This window comes from Chitinivorax sp. B, from assembly GCF_005503445.1.
In the GTDB taxonomy this organism is placed as follows: Bacteria; Pseudomonadota; Gammaproteobacteria; order Burkholderiales; family SCOH01; genus Chitinivorax.
Map to the genome: position 1 here is coordinate 1 of NZ_SCOH01000048.1, position 21,526 is coordinate 21,526.

At 53.7% G+C, this 21,526-nt stretch carries 14 protein-coding genes; 8 read left to right on the forward strand and 6 right to left on the reverse strand.

What is annotated here, in order from left to right:
- Nucleotides 1-71: 71 nt before the first annotated feature.
- From FFS57_RS21050 to FFS57_RS21060, 3 genes are read right to left on the reverse strand one after another with little or no spacing between them, the layout of a single operon-like run.
- Nucleotides 72-842 carry a DUF4123 domain-containing protein gene (locus FFS57_RS21050; protein WP_137939799.1) on the reverse strand — a complete coding sequence of 257 codons (771 nt, stop codon included), beginning with the start codon at nucleotides 840-842 and terminating at the stop codon, nucleotides 72-74.
- A gap of 7 nt (nucleotides 843-849) precedes the next feature.
- Nucleotides 850-3,891: a type VI secretion system Vgr family protein gene (locus FFS57_RS21055; RefSeq protein WP_137939800.1), complete on the reverse strand. Its 3,042-nt coding sequence runs from the start codon at nucleotides 3,889-3,891 to the stop codon at nucleotides 850-852.
- Nucleotides 3,892-3,912: 21 nt separating this feature from the next.
- Nucleotides 3,913-4,653, reverse strand: coding sequence for a hypothetical protein (locus tag FFS57_RS21060; protein ID WP_171014114.1), 741 nt, complete (start codon nucleotides 4,651-4,653; stop codon nucleotides 3,913-3,915).
- Between the two features lie 247 nt (nucleotides 4,654-4,900).
- Between FFS57_RS21060 and FFS57_RS21065 the strand changes: the two genes are divergently transcribed.
- The 6 genes from FFS57_RS21065 to FFS57_RS21090 all read left to right on the forward strand — a co-directional run bounded on the left by FFS57_RS21065 (nucleotide 4,901) and on the right by FFS57_RS21090 (nucleotide 13,367).
- A complete protein-coding gene (locus FFS57_RS21065) occupies nucleotides 4,901-5,767 on the forward strand; it encodes a M15 family metallopeptidase (protein ID WP_137939802.1) in 867 nt (288 codons plus the stop codon).
- A gap of 28 nt (nucleotides 5,768-5,795) precedes the next feature.
- Nucleotides 5,796-6,068, forward strand: a complete 273-nt coding sequence (locus tag FFS57_RS21070) for a PAAR domain-containing protein (RefSeq protein ID WP_137939803.1) — start codon at nucleotides 5,796-5,798, stop codon at nucleotides 6,066-6,068.
- 198 nt (nucleotides 6,069-6,266) lie between these two features.
- Entirely contained in the window at nucleotides 6,267-7,721 is a 1,455-nt protein-coding gene (locus tag FFS57_RS21075) for a hypothetical protein (RefSeq protein ID WP_137939804.1), read from the forward strand.
- Between the two features lie 115 nt (nucleotides 7,722-7,836).
- The gene (gene tssM / locus FFS57_RS21080) at nucleotides 7,837-11,559 is read left to right on the forward strand and encodes a type VI secretion system membrane subunit TssM (RefSeq protein WP_171014115.1); all 3,723 of its coding nucleotides are present in this window, start codon (nucleotides 7,837-7,839) and stop codon (nucleotides 11,557-11,559) included.
- Between the two features lie 2 nt (nucleotides 11,560-11,561).
- On the forward strand, nucleotides 11,562-12,551 hold the full coding sequence (gene tagF, locus FFS57_RS21085; RefSeq protein WP_137939806.1) for a type VI secretion system-associated protein TagF: 990 nt from the start codon (nucleotides 11,562-11,564) through the stop codon (nucleotides 12,549-12,551).
- 6 nt (nucleotides 12,552-12,557) lie between these two features.
- Entirely contained in the window at nucleotides 12,558-13,367 is an 810-nt protein-coding gene (locus FFS57_RS21090) for an OmpA family protein (RefSeq protein ID WP_137939807.1), read from the forward strand.
- Nucleotides 13,368-13,457: 90 nt separating this feature from the next.
- Here FFS57_RS21090 and hemE read toward each other — a convergent pair whose 3' ends face one another.
- Together hemE and FFS57_RS21100 are read right to left on the reverse strand one after the other, a co-directional pair.
- Entirely contained in the window at nucleotides 13,458-14,525 is a 1,068-nt protein-coding gene (hemE, locus tag FFS57_RS21095) for a uroporphyrinogen decarboxylase (RefSeq protein WP_137939808.1), read from the reverse strand.
- 32 nt (nucleotides 14,526-14,557) lie between these two features.
- Nucleotides 14,558-15,157 (reverse strand): MarC family protein, encoded by a 600-nt coding sequence (locus tag FFS57_RS21100; protein WP_137939809.1) that lies wholly within the window; start codon nucleotides 15,155-15,157, stop codon nucleotides 14,558-14,560.
- Between the two features lie 244 nt (nucleotides 15,158-15,401).
- Here FFS57_RS21100 and FFS57_RS21105 point away from each other — a divergent pair, with 244 nt between their 5' ends.
- Together FFS57_RS21105 and FFS57_RS21110 are read left to right on the forward strand one after the other, a co-directional pair.
- Nucleotides 15,402-16,097, forward strand: a complete 696-nt coding sequence (locus FFS57_RS21105; protein ID WP_137939810.1) for a Bax inhibitor-1/YccA family protein — start codon at nucleotides 15,402-15,404, stop codon at nucleotides 16,095-16,097.
- A 450-nt stretch (nucleotides 16,098-16,547) separates the two neighbouring features.
- Nucleotides 16,548-18,254, forward strand: coding sequence for a sensor domain-containing diguanylate cyclase (locus tag FFS57_RS21110; RefSeq protein WP_137939811.1), 1,707 nt, complete (start codon nucleotides 16,548-16,550; stop codon nucleotides 18,252-18,254).
- A gap of 26 nt (nucleotides 18,255-18,280) precedes the next feature.
- Here the strand turns inward: FFS57_RS21110 and FFS57_RS21115 are convergent, their stop codons facing one another.
- Complete coding sequence (locus tag FFS57_RS21115) at nucleotides 18,281-21,409, reverse strand: NAD(P)-binding protein (protein ID WP_137939812.1); 3,129 nt, start codon at nucleotides 21,407-21,409, stop codon at nucleotides 18,281-18,283.
- Between the last annotated feature and the right edge of the window lie 117 nt (nucleotides 21,410-21,526).

Sequence of the window (21,526 nt, forward strand, 5' to 3'; positions counted from 1 at the left end):
CCCCCAAGCCCCGTGTCCCCCAAGGCCGGGAAGGGCTTGCCCACCTGAGCTGATCGCGCCAGCAGTCACGCTCATTCGTCGGGCCCCATCAGCTGGGACAGGCAATAACTTTGCAAGTCTCGTACCTCTTGCAAACCTTGCTGACGTGCTTGGTTGACCCAAGACTCAATCTGTTGAATGGCCAATGCTGGCGAATAAGGTAGCCAGTCAGCCATATCATGTTTGAGTCGTGAGTAAATCAGGTCCGGTATGGCTGTATCCAGCATCTGCCCAAACTGCGCTGAGGTGATAGCCAGACGCTCTTTGGCATATGCAGTTTCATTTCCTCCAGATACGGCCACCCAATTGGCTTCACGATCACGAAACCACCATCGATACAGCGGCCCAAGCATCAACGCGCGCTGGTCAGATGACAAGGCAGCCAACAGGTTCGGCAAGGTCCGTGTATCAGCAAACCGCAACATGTATTCGTCGTGATCTGGCTCGACAGCTACATCGACATAACAAGCGAAATGTGCGGCCAACGCCGATAACGAATGACGACTAGCCATCACGCTGAGCATGGGTAAGCCATCTGCCAGTGCAATCAACTTTGCCAATGTGGGCCACTGGCTGTCGATCGAGTTCAGCGTTATCAGTAAAGGAGACATGTCCGGCGTCGCCCCAGGTACATGGGCCATCAGATTTTGCCAACTATTCGGCAGAGGCTGAATCGCACGCAATACTTGCTCATGGAAAGCATGATCGACCAGCGCATATATCGAGTAAGTCGTCAGATCCAGCTCAGACAAATGTTGGGTCAATACCGCCAAACTATGACTGGGGTTGGGGTCAATATACATGGGGAGGTCAGTTTTTCATGGCAAAAGGAGAGCCAGATTCCAAGGCTTTCAGCATACATTCCTTACATACACTGCCTGGCATTTGCGGTAGGCCCATCGATTCATCTCCTGGCCCAGTATAGTGACGAGAGGCCGCATGAATCTTGATCTCCCCCGGGCATTGCGCCTGAAACCCACCGTCCAGCGTCAAGCTCGCGCCACCAGCGGTCTGGATCACGATCCGTTTCGGGGCCGCCAGGGTGGTATCCGCGCTGGCACTCTCGGCTGTCAGTGCGCCTTTCGCCGCCAGGGTCAGTGTGCTGTCCTGCGCCTGAATCAACAATTCGTCTTCGCCTGTGATCAGGCTCAGGCCGATGCCCTGATGTAGTTCGCCCTCCACCGTGCCGCCAATCACGCTGATGCTCTGCCCTGCATCCCAGCGTTGCTGCTCTCCCGCTGCATAGCTTTGGTGACGGCCGCTCAGCCAGCTATGGCTTTCATGCGCGAGATACAGGCTGTCACGGCTGGTGGCAATGAGGCCGCCGCGACTGGCGAGGATCAGGACTGGATCGGTCAGTTGCGGTGTGGTATCCGGTGCAGTGGCGGCACCGGTGCGTTTGGCCTGGGCATCGCTGAGCGCTTGTTGACTGTCCTGTGCATCCACCATGCCCTGGGCACTATGCAATAAGGCAGGTGTCGCCGCACGTTGCGGGTCCAGTTGTGACTGGGCGGTCTGCTTGACGCCAAGCTGTGCACTGTTGCGCAGGCCTTGATGGCGTCCGCTGATTCGTCCCAAGGTGCTGGCCAATTCATTGGCTTGCTTGAGCAGGGCCAGCGGGCCAGCCAGCTCGCCTGCCGGTTCGTGCTGACGATGGTCATGTTGGATGGGATAGGTGCTGACCAGCAGGCCTTGGCCGACACGGACTGCACCATAAGCGTCACTACGCAATTCAATGCCCTGGCCACGGAAACTGCCACGATAGTTGTCTGCATAGTGCCGCAGGTGGCCAAAGTTGAGTTGGGAATGGTACTGGGTGCTGGCCAGCTGCACGGACAGTTGCTGGTCGCTATCGTCGAATCGCAATTGGTTGTGGCCTTGTTCGTCAAAGCTCTGACTACGCAAGCCCAACAGGCTGCCAGCGTGACGATGGTAGGGCTCGCCACCGGCTGCGCCATGCCACACCGGGCTGAGCCCACCCTGCAGATTGCCTTGCCCAGCGATGCGATGATCATGCGCAGACGCAAACGGCTCTGGGGTGGCCGGTGTAAACGGGCTGGCTTGACTCAATGTCCGACTGGCCGGACTGTAGCTGGCATCCCCCTCCCCCTGTCCGTTATAAGTGCCCCCCAAGACCACCGGGCAGTCCAAGTCACCTTGCTGGAAGTGGACCCATACTTCTTGCCCGATGCGGGGGATAAATTGCATGCCCCGGCCAGCGCCAGCATGACGTTGCAACACTCGCAGCCAGCAGCTCAGCTTATCATCAGCGGTGTGCCCTTGCTGCCAGTGAAAACGGACGCGAATGCGCCCTAGCTTGTCTGTCCAAACGGCCTGATTGTTTGAAGCGGTCATGGCACCCTGCGGGCCGACCACGATGGCGCTGAGTGCGCTGGGCAGAATCGGCCTGGCTACCCGCTGGGGGCGCCACGGCTGAGTCAATGCCAGTAGTTGTGCGGCCAGCGCAAAGCCTTGTTGTTGCGCTTGCTGCATCAAATTGGCCGTATCGCCTGTGGGGGGCGGCTGGTGCGCCAATCCCAGGTCTTGCAGTTGGCAGGACAAATCGTTGATTGGGGTGGGCGGAACGGACGCCGTGTCGGTATCGCCGTTTCTCGCTGCGTTCGAAACCGACACGTCGTCGCTCGCCCAAGGAAGGGGTATCTCACCCAGCATTCGATCCAACAAGTCTTGCCCGGCTTTCGGCAGGTTATTGCGACCAGCCAATTGCAACCGGCAGATCAGATATTGCGGGTCGATGTCATCCTGTTTCAGCAAATGCTGCAGACTATGGCGGGTATGCTCAGTTAACCGGAACCAGGTACCAGGCCGGAAACTGCGCACGCTGCCCAGCGCGTCCAACAAATGACTGTGTGCCTGCTGAGCCTCCTGAATAAATCGGGCTTGAGTCTGGGCGGCATCCGATGAAGCCAATTGATTCGACGCCAAGGGGAAATACTGCTCTCCAGGCCAGCCTTGATCATGACTGCTACCGCTGTTGCTGTATTTGCCAGCATCACGCCAGCTTTGTACTTGTGTTTCTGCAGGCAACAAGGCATGGTGAGTCTGCGTCAATGCAGTCAGCGTGTCCTGCTCTTCCTGACTGCTGCTGGTATGGTAACGCACCCCTTGACCGCCCAGGCTATGCTGGCTTGTCCAGTCTTCGGGTAGCAGGTGCGAATGTGCGAACAACACCAAACGATGGTGACAAGCCTCGGTCAACGTATCAGCGATATCCTGTTCGTTTTCCTCGATGCGGAATGCCACGCCCGTTTCGCTCAGCAGCCGTCGTACAAATTGATAATCCGTTTCCCGATATTGCACGCGATAGCCATGCTCAACAAGCCACGGCGCCCATCCGTCCAGCTCCGTAACACGCCAATCCACCTTCGGCGCATAGGCTGCCAACACTTCTTCAACAATGGCTTGTACGCTTTTGTTTTGAAACACTCGGCTTTGTTGGGTTTGATGTGCAAACCACACCCCCGGCACCACTGTCAGGCGGTAGCGTGTCAATCCACCATCGGCTCCGACAAACGCAGTCTGCGCAATATAACCACTACGTCGCTGTCGACTGCCATCCGGCATGCTGATCAGCAACCGTACCTGCAAATTCGCCAACGCTGCCAGGTCTAAATGGGCATCGGTCGACAAGCAAAGCAGCTCATAAACCGGCAATGCATCCAGTGCCTCGACACCTCGAAAGGCTTCAAGCAGCAAGGTGGCACTATCGATTCCTTCGATATCCAGGTCATACAACCGTGTTTCCGATTGAATCAGCGCTGTTTGGCCCAATAGATTGGACAACGCATCCAGTACTTTGGATGCGCGATCATGGATGAGTTGTGAAAGCATGATGGGGTCAACTTGATAGGGTCATTCGCGAGGTTTGCTGCCAGGCGTTTGCTTTTCAGACTTTTTGATATGAGATAGCACCGCGTCGCGTATCACATCCGCGTCACCACTTTTTCCTATTTTTCCTTGCTTACCGGTTGCAGCCTGGGGGGTCTTTTTCGGTATGGGTTTAGCAGAAGGCTTCACCTGTTTCGCCGCCGACTTAGGCTTGACATTACTTGGCCTGTACTTGGATGCCGCTGCCGCATCAGGCTTGGCAGTGCCAGGCGACTTAGCGCCTGATGACACCGCAGATTTACCTGACACGACTGCAGCGGCAGCCGTCGCGGTCGCAGCCGCTGCAGTAGCTGGACTGGGAGAAAAAACGCTGGTCAATTCATCTTCCGGCTGAGATGCCGGCTGATCCTTGGCGGACAATACACTTTCCAGCCTTGCCGTCGGATCCGTGACAATCGGTACATGCTCCGCCCCTTCGCCCTGCACAGGAACAGCAGGCGCGGCAATCACTGGCTGTACAGGTACTACCGGAACCGTTGGTGCAACTGGTTCACCAGCCGGTGCAGATATCGAAACCGCTGCAGACTGATGATCTTCGGCCAACGCCATCCAAGCGACCCAACCACCAAAACCCAAAGTGGCAGCACCCGCACCGGCCAGCCAATACATCGGTTTGAAACCAAACTGTTTTTTGGACGAAGCAGGCTTACGCTTGGGCACCCCTTGCACGGTAGCTGCGTCAAGCACACTGAATGAATCGGGCACTGCCTTCGAATCCGCTTGGAATAAGGAGGGCCGATTGGACGAGGTCGAGGAATTCGGTTTTGTCATTGCAAATACATGATAGCGTAGAATTGCATGATAATGGTATACTTTGCCGCACGCAAAAAATGTCTTCAGCCAGATGTATTGGCGCTGGCTCAGCCCTCCAGACGCGTTACACAGAGAAGACGTGACATCTCGGCAACATCCAATAAAATTCAATTTGTGAATATAAATTTAGCCTGACAACGTGAGCGACGGATTCGTAATTGCATTGGTATTGCTGTATGCCCTGCTTGCCATTGGCGCAGGCGCCATATTTGTCTTTCCGTCGATACGCGCCAGACTCTTGCAAAAGCTGGCCGCCATTCCCGGGCGAATCAACCATGTCAAGCCAATTGCCGTGGGCCCGTGGCAACGCTGCCAGCAAGCGGCGGCCGCTGCAATCGTCGCCATACAGCAAGGACGTTGGCTTGCCGCAGCCGCCGCACTGATCATTATCACCCCTGTCGTCCTGGTCTTGCTGTTGCGTCTGCAGTCAGGCCCTGCATCCTATTATGACGAAACAGTGACTGACCCGAACCAGACTGTTGCCATGCTGTTACGAGGCGAGCAATTGGTTCCGCCACCGCCCCTCCCGCCCGAAGCATTCATGACACGTGAAGTGGAACTGATCCAGCGAGTACTAGTCTCTGCAAGCCGGGACTGGAACTTGTTTGATTTCGACTTCCAACAACGATTGTTGCTCGCATTCCGTCTGATGGAAGAACGCCATGGTTACAAAATGGTATTGCTGGAAGGTTACCGTAGTCCGGAACGACAAAACACCTTGGCTACAATGGGTAGCAGTGTCACCAATGCTGCCGCATATCAAAGCTACCATCAATATGGTTTGGCCGCTGACTGCGCGTTCCTCCGTGATGGAAAGGTTGTGATTTCCGAACGCGATCCATGGGCGATGCGTGGCTACCAATTATATGGCGAAGTAGCGGAATCACTGGGACTGACCTGGGGTGGTCGCTGGAAAATGATGGACTTGGGTCATGTGGAGTACCGAAAACCAGGCTTCAAGAAAGGCAAACCGCCGGAAGCCACACCCGCCCCCACCCCACAATGAATTCACATTACGCAATGGCAGGATAAGCATGGGAAAACCATTCATTCTTCTCGGCGACTCGACCGATCATGGCGGCAAGGTACTGGAGGGCTCCCCCTACTCCGACATCAACGGCATTCCCATCGCCCGCGTGGGCGACAAGGTCAGTTGCCCAATTCCTGGTCATGGCACCACAGTCATTGCCACAGGCGACCCCACCTGTTTAATAGATGGCAAGCCTGCCGCCCGTCACGGTGACAAAACCGCGTGTGGCGCCACCTTGCTCGCCTCGCAGCAACTGGTTGCTGACAAAGCCGGATAATCCAGCCTGCAAGCCAAAGTTTAGGCAACTATGATAGGTCTACGATCGACCGGAACAGAGGCCGTTAAGGTGGTGAACCATCTGGCGGGAGAAATGATATTTTCCCCAGTCTCGCCTCGTGCAATGCATTCTTAACTCAAATGCCTTGCCAACTGGCTGATCAACGTAGTTTATTTATTTTTCACACATGACAGACGTATGACAAGCAAGTGGAAATGGGCACTATTCAGCGTAGCAGGCATCATCCTTAGCTGGATGATTGCCTTTGCCATATGGCAACAGGCCCAGCGACCGGTCAGCATTACCGAATTGCTACTTTTTGGCGCGTTGATTCCGGTGCTGGCAGGTACTGGCATTTGGATGCTGGGTCGTCACCTGTCGAATAGTGCAAGCACTCCAACCGACACATCGGTGACGTCGTTTGATACAACATCGCCTAACCCGGCCAAGGCCATGCCAGAAACAACACAACAGCAGCCTATTTACATATTGGACAGCAGCTTGATCTGCCTCGGCGGACGAGACCTCGATGGCGTCCGGGATCACGCACAGCAGCACCCGTTGCCAGATTTGGATCCTGAATTGACGGATGAAGATGGTTACCCGATCCGTAGCTATCGTGCTGACGTGGATATCCCGCCAAATTTGGCGACCCCACCCAATCAGAGCGATCAAGACCACCATGAAGCGCGCACAGCCAGAATGCGTGCCCTGCTGGGTCAAGCATTGGAATCATTGCAAGATACCACCGCTGCGTTAGCTGCACAGGCTACTGCATCCAGTCCATCCAACCCTTCAAGCTCCCCACAATCGGCCCAGATGCACCCGGGATGGCACGGCACGACAGTCACCGACACCCTATCCACACCACAGTCCAGCCCATCGATCTCAATCAGCATTCGCCTTTTTCTGGGTACAGCGAACCTGTCTGCAGCCACGCCTTTGCTTTCGGACATTCGCAATTGGCTTGGCACATTCCCAGGCGGTGAGCATTGTGAGGTCAAATTGACTCAGTGTGATCATGCAGGTCACTTACCACAAGATCTGGCTACATTTGCAAACCGCGCCAGCACAGAATCCCATGGCCAAGTCATGATCGCATTGGCAGCCCATTCCGACCTTGATCAGACAATCATCGAAAGCTGGCAGCAGAAAGGCTGGCTGGGCGGTCGTCAAGGTGGTAAGGTGCCGGGCGAGGTAGCATGCGGGCTAATATTCGCCAACCATAAAGATTGCGTTCCAGAGCAAGTCGCCAGCGCTCAGTTCGATTCGATTCAATCGCTTGTACGCCAGAAACCTGCCAACGCCAGCGGCAGAATCGACACACTGGAAATGGCAAACCTGTTGCGCAGCACCAACACAGTCAGCCCATTCAGTGCAACGACTGACCAGCAGGTATGGGTAGACTCGGAAGCATTGTCAAGTGGGGCGGCAGAATTGGGTCAATGGTGGCTGGAGTCATTTCCGGATACACCTGACACGCAGCTGATTCGCCTCGGCAGTGCTTGGGGGCCCTGCGGTACCGCTGGCCAACTGGCACTCATGGTCGCTACAGCCCAGGCCACAGCCGCAAGCGCCCAGCCGCAACTGGCGGTCATGGCAGCCGACCCGATTTACCGTAGTATGTGCCTGATGCGTCCTGTAGCGGCATAAAAGGCACCCAGTAAGCCAGATGGCCTATTAGCCAACGGCAAATTCAACCGATCGATCTGCATAGGCCGCAGATCTTGCAATGTTCAGAATAATCGTTATCGATGGATTTGGATTGATGTCAAACCTCCTATCATTTCTGCGCGACCCGCGTTTCCTGGCCGTCTTTGGCTTGATTCTGGTTGGCGCGATCGTGTCAGTCTCGGCTCAAACCTGGAAAACCGCCGCGATTTGGATGGCCATCATTGTGATCATCATGGGCACAGGTTGGCTGATTTACTGGCTGATCAAGCGCCATCGCGCTGCTACAGCAGGCGACAACCTGAATGCCATGCTGGACGAACAAGCCAAACAGGCCGTCACAACCGCCCCTGATAACCGGCACGAAGAAATCCAGCAACTGCGCAATCGCATGCAGGAAGCCATCAAGACCATCCGCACCTCCAAACTGGGTGAAACCTCCGGCCGGGCCGCGCTTTATGAATTGCCCTGGTATATGGTGATTGGCAACCCAGCCGCTGGCAAAAGCTCTGCAGTCAAGAATTCTGGTCTGAAATTTCCATTTTCAGACCAGAATGGTGCCGCGGTTCATGGCATTGGCGGCACCCGTAACTGCGACTGGTTCTTTACCACAGAAGGTATTTTGCTGGATACCGCCGGTCGTTATTCAGCTCATGAAGAAGATCGGACAGAATGGCTGGGCTTTCTCGACCTGCTGAAAAAACACCGCCCAAAGGCACCAATCAACGGTATTGTGATTGCCGTGAGTATTGCCGAACTTACGCAAAACAAACCTGAATTCACGATCAATTTAGCCAAAAGCCTGCGTCAACGCGTTCAAGAACTGACCGAAAGCCTGTGTGTCTTTGTTCCAGTCTATGTTGTATTTACCAAGATGGATTTGCTGGCCGGCTTTGTGGACTTCTTTGAGAGCAGTGAAGACCACGAACGTGAACGAGTTTGGGGCGCAACCCTACCCTATGATGCCGAACAGAAATTTGACGCGGCGGGTCGGTTCGATGAGCAATTCGAGCATCTTTACGATGGATTGAAGGAACTTAGCATCTCTCGCATGGCAATGAACCGTAGCCAAGCACTGTCCCCAGGTTTGATGACGTTCCCGATGGAGTTTCATGCCATCCGCCCAGTGCTGCGTACTTTCGTTGCCACCTTGTTTGAAGACAATCCATTTCAGTTCAAGCCTGTATTCCGTGGCTTTTACTTCACCAGTGCTCTGCAAGAGGGCGCCGCGGTCAGCCCACTTACTGCACGGATGTCAGACCGCTTTTCCTTGGGCATTCCAGCGCATAAGGCCGAGGCACGCTTTTCAGCCAGCCACGGCTTGTTCCTGAAAGACCTGTTCTCCAAGGTAATTTTTGCGGACAAACACTTGGTCAGACAGTATTCCAGCCGCACCCAACGGCGACTCCGTCTAGGTGTCTTTTTCGGCGCATTCTCCATTCTTGGCCTAATGCTGGGCGCATGGACTTGGTCTTACCTTGGCAATCAGGAAATGACCCGAAATGTTCGAGCAGATCTGGACAAGATCGTCAAGTTACAGCAGGTACGTAACGACTTGGGTACCCAGCTTGAAGCCTTGGAAATTCTGCAGGACCGGATCGAGCAATTGCAACGATACCGCGAAGACAAGCCGATGTCGTTGAGCTTCGGCCTCTACCATGGCGACGAGCTGGAAGCCAAGTTACGGAAGGAATATTTCGGCGGTATCCGCAATGTGTTGCTGAATCCCGTCAGCGGTAGCCTTGAAACCTTCCTGGCTGAAGTCAACAACAATGCCAGCAATCTACGCCCATTACAACAGCCGATGCAGGCCAGCGCACCAGCCAAGGCTGCAATGTACAAAGATTCATCACCAACCAACGTGGAAGATGCCTACAACGCGCTGAAGGCCTATATCATGCTGGGCAACCGCGAGAGGCTTGAACCCGGCCATCTCAATGATCAGATCACGCGTTTCTGGCGGACATGGCTGGAGAACAACCGTGGTACCTTGCCACGAGAGCAGATGATTCGTTCTGCCGAAAAAATTCTGACCTATGTACTATCACAAACCTCGGCCTCAGACTTCCCTCTAGTCGAGAACAAGTTGGCGCTGGTAGATCAGACGCGTGACTCATTGCGCAAGGTTGTGAAAGGCATGCCAGCCCGCGAACGGGTCTATGCAGAAATCAAGATGCGTGCTTCCACACGCTTTCCTGCTGTGACCGTAGCCAACATTGTCGGTGAGGAAAACCGCAGCATCATTGCTGGCAGCTATGTCATTTCCGGTACTTTTACCCGAGCCGCGTGGGAACAATACATCGAACAAGCCATCAATGACGCTGCCACCAAGGACGTCACAACCAGCGACTGGGTTCTGAAAACGGATGTGCGAGATGACCTGACCTTGGAAGGCAGCCCGGAGCAGATCAAGAAAACGCTGGTCACCCTGTACAAAACCGAGTACGCACAGGAATGGAAGAAATTCCTTACCGGCATTTCCGTGCTGGACTTGGGTGATTTTGCCACCGCAGTTGAAAAAATGAACCGGCTGGGCGACCCGAATCTTTCCCCACTGTACAAAGTGGTGGAAACAACGCACCAGGAAACCAGTTGGGACAACCCATCCATGCTGAGTCAAGGTATCAGCAATGCACAAAAGGGCTTCTTCGCCCGTGTCAAAGAGTGGTTCTCTGGTAAATCACCTACTCCGGTCAACATCAATGTCAATACCACCAGCCAAGGTGGCGCGCTCCAAATGGGGCCGATCGGCAAGGAGTTCTCAGTCCTGTCGCACTTGATGATCGCACGTGGCGAAAACAAAGATGTGTCGCTGATGAAAAACTATTTGAGCCTGCTGGGTAAACTGCGCAGTCGCTTCAATGAATTGAAGAACGCGGGTGATTTTGGCCCTGGTAGTATGAAATTGATGCAGCAAACACTGGAAGGCAGCGGCTCCGAGCTGTCCGATGCACTGCGCTTCGTTGATGAACAGATGCTCAATGGTGTTCCAGATTCAGCCAAAGCCACCATCCGACCCATGCTTGTGCGCCCGTTGATGCAAGCCTTTGGCGTGTTGATCAAGCCTGCTGAAACTGAACTGAACAAAACCTGGATCGCCCAGGTTTACGAGCCATTCAGCAAATCATTGGCCGCCAAATACCCGTTTGCTGACAAATCGCAAGTGGAGGCCACGCCACAAGAGATCAGCCAGCTCTTCGGGACTGACGGCGCCATCGCAAAGTTTGTGGAGAAGACATTGGGTGGCTTGGTTGTACGCCGTGGCGATACCCTGACACCACGCACTTGGGCAGACATGGGTATTACCTTCAACCCGGAATTTGTCTCAACCTTCCCTCGCTATGTGGCACCGGTGGCAGGTGGCGCGCCAGCGACAGGACAGGTAGCGGTGAGCGGACCTCCTCAGACGCGCTTCCAGATCATGCCCATCCCGACACCAGGCCTGTCGGAGTACACCTTTGAGATTGACGGCCAGCAACTGCGTTATCGCAACGGAGCACAGGAATGGAACAACTTTGTCTGGCCCAACCCAACCGGTTCGCCCGGGGTAAAGATCACAGCGATCACCTTTGACGGCCGTACTGTCGAGATTCTCAACATTCCTGGTCAAGCAGGCCTGGAAAAAATGATCAGCTCGGCACAGCGTAAACGTCGCGAGCAGGGACAGTTCGATCTATCCTGGTCGAATGGCAATACTGCCGTTACTGTCGGATTCAGACTGATCAGCAGCGCGCAGGCTGATGCCAGTGGCAACATTCAGCAAGGTCAGGGGTTGAAGGGTCTCAGGTTGCCAACGTCAATTGCTGGTACAGGGGCATAAGCATGGCAGCGATTTTGACCCCACAGCCCGAGTTGTTCTATTTTGGCAAATTCCCGGCTCGCGGTGATTTTGTAAAAAGTACCGCAGGTGGGCCGATCCTGCAGGTGTTTGACCAATGGATCTCGCAGGCGATCGACATGATCACACCAGACCCCAACTGGAAAGCCGCCTATGATGCAACACCGCCCTTACGATTTGCCTTTCTCGGCAGTCGCCTGCGCTTGGTTGTCACTGGAACACTGACACCAAGCCAGGATGCCTCGGGGCGTCGCTACCCGTTAGTCTTGGCAACCAAGCTGGAAACTGATTCAGCACTGAATTTTCTAGGCGAGTTACCGTTGCTGCTGGACCCGTTTTGGCAAGAAGCCATCGATAGCAGCCAACATGCCCTACGTGAAACGTCAGACCAGATTGTATTAGCCAACCTGCAACGATCGCCAACACCGATCAACGGCCTCAATGTCGAGAGCCGGGCACGTTACGACATCTTCCTGAAAAGTACCACCGTCGCCATGCTGGAGCAGAGCCTTGCCAATAGCGGCTATGAATTCTCACTCCGGCAATCAATGTTGGGACTTGGCCTATTGTTACAACCCGTGATCACACATGGCGCTGACAATCTGCAACGCGCGTTGTTGTTCCCGTTGCCACAAGATCCGACTGCCGCGTTATCCGTTGCAACCTTCTGGCTACAACAGGTGCGTGGCTTTCTGTTGCGACATGATTTCGAAATTTCCATTTACGTCACGCAAGTGAATGACAAACCTGCCTTGATGCTGTCGTTTGGTGGTGCATCGCCCAAAGCGCTGACCATGATCATATGCCCGGACTCCCTGTCCAATTATCTGGTCGATATTTCCGAATCCGGTTGGATAGAGGAATATATCGACCAGGACCCAGGGATGCGCAAGCTATCCAGTTACCTGCAGCATCCGGATTTGTCGCTTGCACAAGCAGCGGATACCTTTAACGAAGTTTTTCTGGGGTGGTGATCACACATGACCAACCTGTCTCAACGACATATTATTTCAATTCTTCTTGCAGCCGCCATCAGCCTGCCTTTGCCCGCCTTCGCCGATCCAGCTACCAACACGGCAACAGGAACCAGTGCAGCACCAATCGTGGTCAGTGGTGCGGTTCCGGACGAGTCTACCAAGAATGCCATCCTGACCAAGGTGCGTGGCATCTATGGAGCTGATCGTGTCGTCGACCAGTTGACGGTTGGCGGCGTGGCTGCACCAGCCAACTGGGCATTGCATGTTCAACAGGCCATTGTGCCTGGCCTTAAAACCGTGAGAAAAGGATTGTTCTCGGTTACCGGCAACAATGTTTCGCTACGCGGTGAGGTTGGTAGTGATGACGAGAAGCAACAAGTTTCGTCGGCCGTGCAATCCGCTTTACACGCCACTTACAACAGCAAGCTTGACCTCAAGGTAGTACAGCCCACAGCAGCACAAGGACTGTTGGACAACGTACTGGCAAACCGGATCGTGGAATTTGAAAGCGGCAGCTCGAAACTGACCCCAGCAGGTACCCAGCTTCTGGATGAAATGGCTACCGCAATGGCCAAGGTAGGTAACAAGAAAGTTAGCATCATTGGTCATACAGATGGCCAGGGCAATCGCAATTCCAACCTGAAGCTATCTCTGGCTCGTGCCGAAGCAGTGAAAAGTTATCTGACACAAAAGGGTATTCCTGCGGATAATATGACCACAGAAGGCCTGGGACCGGATCGCCCAATCGCACCAAACAATACCGATGACGGACGACGTCGCAATCGCCGGATTGAGTTCAACGTGTTGCCTTGAATTCGTACTCTGGCCATAAAAAACAAGCCCTGATTAAAATATCAGGGCTTGTTTTTTTGTCAGCGGATCACATCAACGGTGTCGCTTTCATCAAGACTGATGATACTGGCGGCTTTCCTGATGGACCGTCTCAACCAGCAAAGCGACATGATCTGGATTGGTAAACTGAGAAATACCATGCCCCAGATTGAAAACATGGCCACTACCATGACCATATTCGGCCAGTACCGCACACGTTTCTTGACGAATGACAGATGGCTCACCAAACAGGGTGCTGGGATCAATATTGCCTTGCAACGCCACCTTGTGCCCCACGCTTGCCCGAGCACTGGCCAAATCCACCGTCCAATCCAGCCCGATCGCGTCGCAACCGCTATCGGCAATGTCCTCCAGCCACAAGCCACCACCTTTGGTGAACACGATGACCGGCACTTTCTGGCCATTATGTTCACGCTTCAATGATGACACCACCTGGACAATGTAACGCAGCGAAAACTCGCGATAAGCCCGATGCCCCAGCGCCCCGCCCCAGGAGTCAAAGATCTGCACCGCCTGAGCACCTGCCTCAATTTGCGCATTCAAATAGGCGATGACCGCTTGGGCATTGATATCCAGAATATGGTGCAATAGATCCGGACGACTATAGAGCATCGTCTTCACCTTGCTCCAGTCAGACGAACTCCCCCCCTCCACCATGTAACAGGCCAGGGTAAAGGGGCTACCCGAGAAGCCAATCAGCGGCACACTGCCGTCGAGTGCGATGCGAATCTGGCGCACGGCATCCAATACATAACCCAATTTGTCAGCCGGATCGGGTACGGACAGGTTTCGCACCTCCCACTCGTTACGCAATGGCCTCTCAAAACGCGGCCCCTCTCCTTCTGCAAAGTAAAGTCCCAGCCCCATGGCATCCGGAATGGTCAAGATATCGGAAAACAGAATCGCCGCATCCAGCGGAAAACGGGCCAGTGGCTGTAAGGTAACTTCCGTTGCCAAATCTGGGCTCATGCACAGTTTCATGAAGTTGCCGGCCCGTTTGCGGGTTTCGCAGTATTCCGGTAAATAGCGTCCCGCCTGGCGCATCAACCAGACCGGTGTATATTCAACCGGTTGACGCAGCAGGGCACGCAGAAAGGTGTCGTTTTTCAGTTGAGTCATGTCAGTGCTTTCAGTCAGCCGGATCGCCGGCCTTACAAGGATTTGATAAAGTCCTGCAAACCTTTGAGCAGCATTTCCACAGCAATCGCCGTCAAAATCAAGCCCATCAAGCGTTCAAATGCCGTCACCACCCGCTCACCCACCCAGCGCTGGATACGGCCGGCAAACACCAACACTACTGCCGATACCAGCATGGCAATGGTGATGGCAAACGCCCATTCCATGATCTTGTTAGGCTGCCGCGATGCCAGCAACATGACCGTAGCCAACGATGACGGGCCGGCAATCAACGGAATGGCGAGTGGAACGATGAAAGGTTCATGATCCAGATTTTCTCCACCAAACATGCCATCAGGGTGTGGAAACACCATGCGCAGGGCAATCAGGAACAAGATCACCCCACCGGCAATACCCAGTGAGATATCGGACAGATGCATGGCCTTAAGGAAATGGTGGCCAAAAAACAGGAACAGGATCAGGATCACATAAGCGATGAAGATCTCGCGAATCACCACACGCTTACGCCGTTGCCTATCAACGTTTTTCAGCGCGCTGATGAAGATTGGGATGTTTCCGAGCGGATCAGTCACGAGAATCAGCAAAATCGTGGCCGATATAAAAGAATATTCCATACGACAGTCGGCCTTCAGGCAACGTAATATATTATTTTATAGGATGTCGCGAGGACGGCCAAATTGCGCCTGTCAACCGGCATCGCCACATATATCAAATACGAGGCATATCCAAGCTTGCAGTTTTGACCCATATCCCGCTACACTTCAAGCCAAACGACGAGTCAGTACATTCAAGCTGGGAACCTTTTCCACTGCTGGCCAGTCATAGCTTTCGTAATCAACTACCGAGGACATATCGGTCATGGAAAACAGACTGCACACAGCCTATCAAGGCGTTTCGGGCGCTGTCATTGAGCGCAATCGTGTTTTACGCAACACCTACATGCTGTTGGGCTTGTCGATGCTGCCAACGGTTGCAGGCGCATTGGTCGGCGTGCAGACCAAGTTCTGGATGCTCTTTGCCGGCAGCCCCATCATGGCTCCGCTGCTATTCTTGGCGGGTGCATTCGGCTTCATGTGGGCCATTGGCAAGAATCGTGACAGTGGTTTGGGCGTTGGCCTGCTGCTGGCCTTCACCTTCTTCATGGGCTTGATGCTGTCGGTTTCATTGAGCGCTGCATTACGTTTCTCTAATGGCGGCACACTGATTGCGATGGCAGCTGGCGGTACCGGGATCATCTTTGCCTCGCTGGCCACGTTGGCTACTGTGACGAAAAAGGATTTCAGCTTCATGGGCAAGTTCCTGTTCATCGGGCTGGTACTGTTATTCGCTGCATCCATTGCCAACATCTTCTTCGCAATCCCCGCACTGTCGTTGACCATTTCGGCCATTGCGGTACTGCTGTTCTCTGCCTACATTCTGTATGACATCAGCCAAATCGTGAATGGTGGCGAGACCAATTACGTGATTGCCACACTGCAATTGTATCTGGACATCTATAACGTCTTTGTACACCTGCTGAATCTGTTGATGGCGTTTGGCGGCGAGCGGGACTAAATTCTGTCGCAGGCTAAAAAGGCGATCTTCGGATCGCCTTTTTTATTACCCCTCCCAATCTTCGACAGTCTGTCGCATATAACAGGACATAGCCAAGCTGGCACATGTTCCCGACCAACCGACCAGCTGCAATTCCCTTTACCACTTGGCCTTTCATATAAACACATATCTCCAAGCCATCACAAAGTCCACTAAACAGTGTTATCTTATGCCCCCTGGCTGAATTCGGTGCAGACAATCACAGCGACAAATCGATTCTGCTAGGGACCACTGCCATCTGTTGACGCGCAGTGCAACAGATTGATGCAATACGGCGCAACCTCGCTCCAACCATTTGGTGCACATGGCTGTGCCAGTTTTACCAAACTGGCAATAAACTAATTAGGTGTCGGTCGCCCAATGTGATCCATCGGCAAGCGATCGATTCAGCCCCAATAACCAGGCAGAATCATGCTGCATGCCTTGTTCAATATCCTATTGTTTGCCCTGCTATCCTGCTTGAGCCTGCCGGCCAACGCTGAGGAGGATGTGCCATCTGCTACAGTACCGTATCGGCTCGACCAAGCCGGCCTGTTAATGGTGGCCGACAATGGCCCATTCCCGACCGATGGTAACCAACTGCTGCGCTGGCTAGGGCAGCAGCCATCGGTACCCAAGATCAATCTGCATGGTGGGCGTTACTGGTTGTATGGCGAATTCCGCCATGAAGATGCTCTTCAGGACTGGATCATCACCGTTGACAATACCTTGGTGAATACCATTGAGGCCCGTGTCTTCGGGCCAGATGGGACCATGCAGGCATTCTCCAGTGGGTACCAGCATCGTCTTGACTACCCACTACACTATGGCAAGCGCATCACCCTTGCTCCTGGGCTGACCTACCGTATCCTGATCCGTTTCGACAGCCCCTATTTCCGCGCTCACCCACACTTTGAATTATTGCCAGCTCGTCAGTACGAACGACGGGCGATGATGGAAAATCTGGTGACAATCGGCTGCCTGGGCGCCTTGCTGGCGCTCTGCCTGTTCAATCTGTTCATCTGGTCGCAGGATCGGGATCGAAGCCGTCTGTATTACTCGATCTACCTGTTCACCTATGCCATCGCATGGTCACTGGTATTCCACATACCGGCCACCCTGTTAGAGTTTCGTGATTTACGCTGGCACTACGTGCCATTCTTTCTATTGCCGGTTCTGAACACTTTGTTCTATATCGACTTCCTGAAATTGAATGTTCATCACCCAACATTGGCCAAATGGAGCCGAATCAATCTGATTCTGCCGCTGCTACTATTGCCAAGCTGCTTTATAGCACTGAGTCATGCTCACTTGCTGGCCACTATTGCAATCAGCATCTGGTTATTACTGGCCTTGATTTCAGGCGTGGTCGTATGGCGTCAACAGTTCAGGCCCGCCCGCTATTTTGTACTGGCTTTCGTGGCTTTATTGATTCCTGGCATCCTGATTCTGCCTGCCAATATCGGCTTGCCAGAACTGATCGACCAATCGCAAATGTGGACGTTGGTAGGTGGCACACTGGATGGCCTGCTGCTTGCGTTTGCGCTGGCGGACAAAATCACCCTACTGGCGGAACAAAAAGACCAATATCTGCGGCAGTTGAACGATACGCTGGAGCTCGCTCATACCGACTCACTCACTGGCCTGCGCAACCGCTATGCGTTCAATCAGGTTATTGGACAGCGCTTTCAGTTTCTGGCGAACCGACATGACAAAACGCAGCAATTACTGATTCTGATTGATCTGGACGGTCTGAAACGCATCAATGATCGTTATGGACACAACACCGGTGATGAATTGCTGAAACAATTCGCCAAAGGATTGCAGAAGCTGGATCAGCACTGTGATGCTGCCTTTCGGCTGGGCGGAGACGAATTCGCAATTTTCGCCAGCCAACCGCATGAAACGGCGCTGCGGGAACAATTGGCGATTCTGGAACGCAAACTGGTGGAATACGGATTTACTGAGGCAGGTATCAGCTATGGTGTTGCCTACTCTCATGAGTGTGCAACACCAGATGCCTTATTCGACTGTGCAGACACCCGTATGTATCTACACAAGACGTCAAAGAAACAGAAGCGGGATACGACACCTGATTCGACTACCGTCACATCAGGCAGTCAGTCGCAACCAGCCTGAGCAAACCGGGCTGATTGCGACTCAGGTCAGAAATCCGATTCCCCCTTGATGATACGCGGATAACCGCTAATGGCGCGGGATGCCTGCATGCCAGCCATCACCGCCGCCTCGACACAGCCGGCATTCAAACCCGTTCTGATCCAGTCTCCGGTCAGAAACAGATTACGAAAACCCGTCGCATTGCTGCTCAGTCGATGCTGAGTGCTCCCGACTACTGACAACACATAACGCTCGCTAGGATCAACATTGGCGCGCCAGTATTGGCGATCAAAACGAGCCTCACCCAGCCCATTCAGTGGATCGGTCAACCATTGCCAATGGAACTGGTCTTGGTCCTGGCAATGCGGCCACAGCCATGTCAATTGTGTGCATATCTGGTTCAACGCACCAGCTTTCGCTACAGCCATCATTCTCGTGGGAAAGCTGTGGTCAGTACGAGGTGGAAATTGACTGACCGGCAAAGCACTGCAGAAGTAGGCAACATTGCGAGGAGCATCTGGCGATTCCACCCAGTCTTCCCGAACCAGCAACTGATCCATGGATGCCCAGGTGTCGTATGGCTCGACAAAACCACTCAGTACCGGCTGCTGGCCATTCGGCGCATGCGTCCAACCCAGTGCTGGCAATGGCTGGTTCAGCCACAGCTGGTAGGCCTGAGTTGCCACAGTCTTGATCTGCTCGGACGTATTCTTCAATGCGGGGCTGTTTGCCAGCAATTGCGGGCATAAATGCGGTAGAGAACCAACCGAGATGCCAAACACTACCTTGTCAAAATCCGCACCACGTTTCAATGCCACCTGTGGCAACGGCCGGCCGAATGCGCCTTGATAGACCTCGGGCCATTCGGTCCAGAATGACTCAAGATTGATCTGCCGGTCTCTCAACAAGGCAGCCTGTTCCGGCATCAATTGTGCGTAATTGGGCGCACTGGGCCAGCACCCTAACCCTTTGACCCATACCAGAGGATCATACTGATCACCACCTCGTACCAGATCCACCTGACGGGTCAGACGAATCTCTCCGATCTCGCCCTCTTCTGGCACCAGCTCTTCCACCTTATGAAAGAACTTGAATTTGACCCCACGTTGCTTGAGTACCTCATACATCGGTGTAAAGATCACATCACCCATACCCGCCTGCATCTTCCACATGATGCCGCCCTTGTAAAGGAATGCAATACGCATCATCGCACGCAGCAAAGTGCCAGCTTCAATGTTGGGTTTGCTGAAATCACCCTCTTCATAGGCAAAGACCAGATCATAAAATCCACGGACGGGTGCAGAATCCAGGCTGTACTCCTCGCTCGCACCATGCCGCTTGAGCCAGGCGCGGAAGTCGAGGTCGTTGATCACATCGAATCCATGGCGCAACACGCCATCCTCCAACATTCCGGACAACACCGCCACACTGAGATCCAGGCTGATATACAGGCGACGCAAAGTGTCATCCCGCCCCAACAAATCATCGACAGTCTCTTCCAGCCAGTGACGGATGGTCGACAATGCGTGACTCAACACCTCATGCTGGTCATCATCCTGATCGTCCAGTAATTCTGGCAAGCTGGTGATGAAGTCCTGCAATGCATCGTGGAATACCCCGATATCTTCCAGCAATTCGTGTACTTCACGATTGACCGTACTGGCAAAGCGATTGAGCCAACCACCCTGTTGCGCTGGGGTAGGCTTATGCTGTATGGACCGCTGCAACACTTGGCGACGTTCACGTAAATCGCCCAGCCATTGCTTGATCCAGCCAAACATGGAAATAGCCACCTGCCACAAGGTCAGCTGTTCATCACCATCACCAGGCACGCCGGGCAATATTGGAAAATCAAGATGCCAAGGCTTCCACTCGTTATTGATCCATTCCTGCAACACAATGTAACTGTGCGGTTTGAACGCATCTTCCCAAGTGCGCAACGGCGCACCATATGGGCGCTCCAATGCGTCATATGCAGCACGGATCATGCCAAAGGCGTTTTCATAGAAACCGAACCAGATATGCAGACCATGCTCTTCAATACGCTGCCCCAAATCGGCATTGCGCCCGCTGGCGCCCTTGCCACCCAGGCGCCAGCCCATCTGATAGACCGTGATGTCATAGTGGTTCTGCCAGCCTGGTTGTTCAGTCAGAAAGAAAGCGGTCGTCATTGACCCGACGCCACCACCCAATATGGCGATCTTTTCTGGTTGGATACGTGAATTGTCGACCAGCTCCTCACCTGCCGTGACCGTGAAATCAAAATTGATTTCAAATGGCATCAACACTGGCTGTTCACCCAACTTCAAACCCAATGTCTCATTCAGCGGAAAGCTGTCCATCACATGCAAAACGCACTGGTAGTCGTGACCCAGTAACCGCCCACCATGCACCGTATTGACCTCGGCAGGTGCCGCCACCACCGCTTGATAAACCGCCCGTAAACCAGCACTGTCCGGAAACTGCTTGAGAAAGATCTGATCCACCCGCGGTTTCATCAACAACGATGCGGCATTCGCCCAACCTTCGGCATCCAGATCCAGGAAATCCGGTATGGCCTTGATCAACTCACCTGCTTGCTCCAACAAGTCAAGAAAATCACGTACGGGCTGATGCTCGCGAGACGCCCCTACCGCGTTGATTTCCAGCAACGTATTCCAAGCAATCTCAGTGCCTGGTGCAAAAACCTTGAAGGCCTTGGTGGATAATGAGAAACGCCGGACGTCACCATGTGGCGAGGGCATTTCGTACCGACATTGATACTTTGGGTAACCATACAATTCGCGACCATTGATCAAGGCCATGCAATCGTCGACCCAGATATGGCAGGGATACCAGAACAAACGCTCAATCTTGCCGTTGTCCCGATCCATCTGCCCGACCATCACCCAAGTGACAATGTCGATTTCCGTGATCCAGCCCTTATCGCGATCAGCCGGGTAATCAGAATGGGCATGACTTACCTTGGTAAAAGTCAGCATCACATAGGGTGACAAGGCTTTGAAACGCAACCTGCCTGATGCTGCCGCATTCAACGTGCCATCAACGGTCTGCTGTAGCCGGGCAAGCTCACCCTTGATGAAAAAACCGTACATGTCGGCTTGCTGTAAGGCCAGCGGGGAACGCATGTTGACGGAACCAGGCGGGTAAAGATACGGCGGACGAGTGGTGGTCATCTCGTGTCATCCTGATTGGTGCACAAACAAGCCGGTACATGTCAGCATGCGAACTTGAAACCAGCTTGCGGCAAGTTATCGATATGTGGATATGAAAAACTTGCGAAGGATAGTGCA

Coding starts and splice junctions, on each gene's coding strand:
- tagF (WP_137939806.1), top strand. CDS start 11,562: ATGGCAGCGATTTTGACCCCACAGCCCGAGTTGTTCTATTTTGGCAAA.
- tssM (WP_171014115.1), top strand. CDS start 7,837: ATGTCAAACCTCCTATCATTTCTGCGCGACCCGCGTTTCCTGGCCGTC.
- hemE (WP_137939808.1), bottom strand. CDS start 14,525: ATGACTCAACTGAAAAACGACACCTTTCTGCGTGCCCTGCTGCGTCAA.
- FFS57_RS21075 (WP_137939804.1), top strand. CDS start 6,267: ATGACAAGCAAGTGGAAATGGGCACTATTCAGCGTAGCAGGCATCATC.
- FFS57_RS21110 (WP_137939811.1), top strand. CDS start 16,548: ATGCTGCATGCCTTGTTCAATATCCTATTGTTTGCCCTGCTATCCTGC.
- FFS57_RS21115 (WP_137939812.1), bottom strand. CDS start 21,409: ATGACCACCACTCGTCCGCCGTATCTTTACCCGCCTGGTTCCGTCAAC.
- FFS57_RS21055 (WP_137939800.1), bottom strand. CDS start 3,891: ATGCTTTCACAACTCATCCATGATCGCGCATCCAAAGTACTGGATGCG.
- FFS57_RS21070 (WP_137939803.1), top strand. CDS start 5,796: ATGGGAAAACCATTCATTCTTCTCGGCGACTCGACCGATCATGGCGGC.
- FFS57_RS21105 (WP_137939810.1), top strand. CDS start 15,402: ATGGAAAACAGACTGCACACAGCCTATCAAGGCGTTTCGGGCGCTGTC.
- FFS57_RS21100 (WP_137939809.1), bottom strand. CDS start 15,157: ATGGAATATTCTTTTATATCGGCCACGATTTTGCTGATTCTCGTGACT.
- FFS57_RS21050 (WP_137939799.1), bottom strand. CDS start 842: ATGTATATTGACCCCAACCCCAGTCATAGTTTGGCGGTATTGACCCAA.
- FFS57_RS21090 (WP_137939807.1), top strand. CDS start 12,558: ATGACCAACCTGTCTCAACGACATATTATTTCAATTCTTCTTGCAGCC.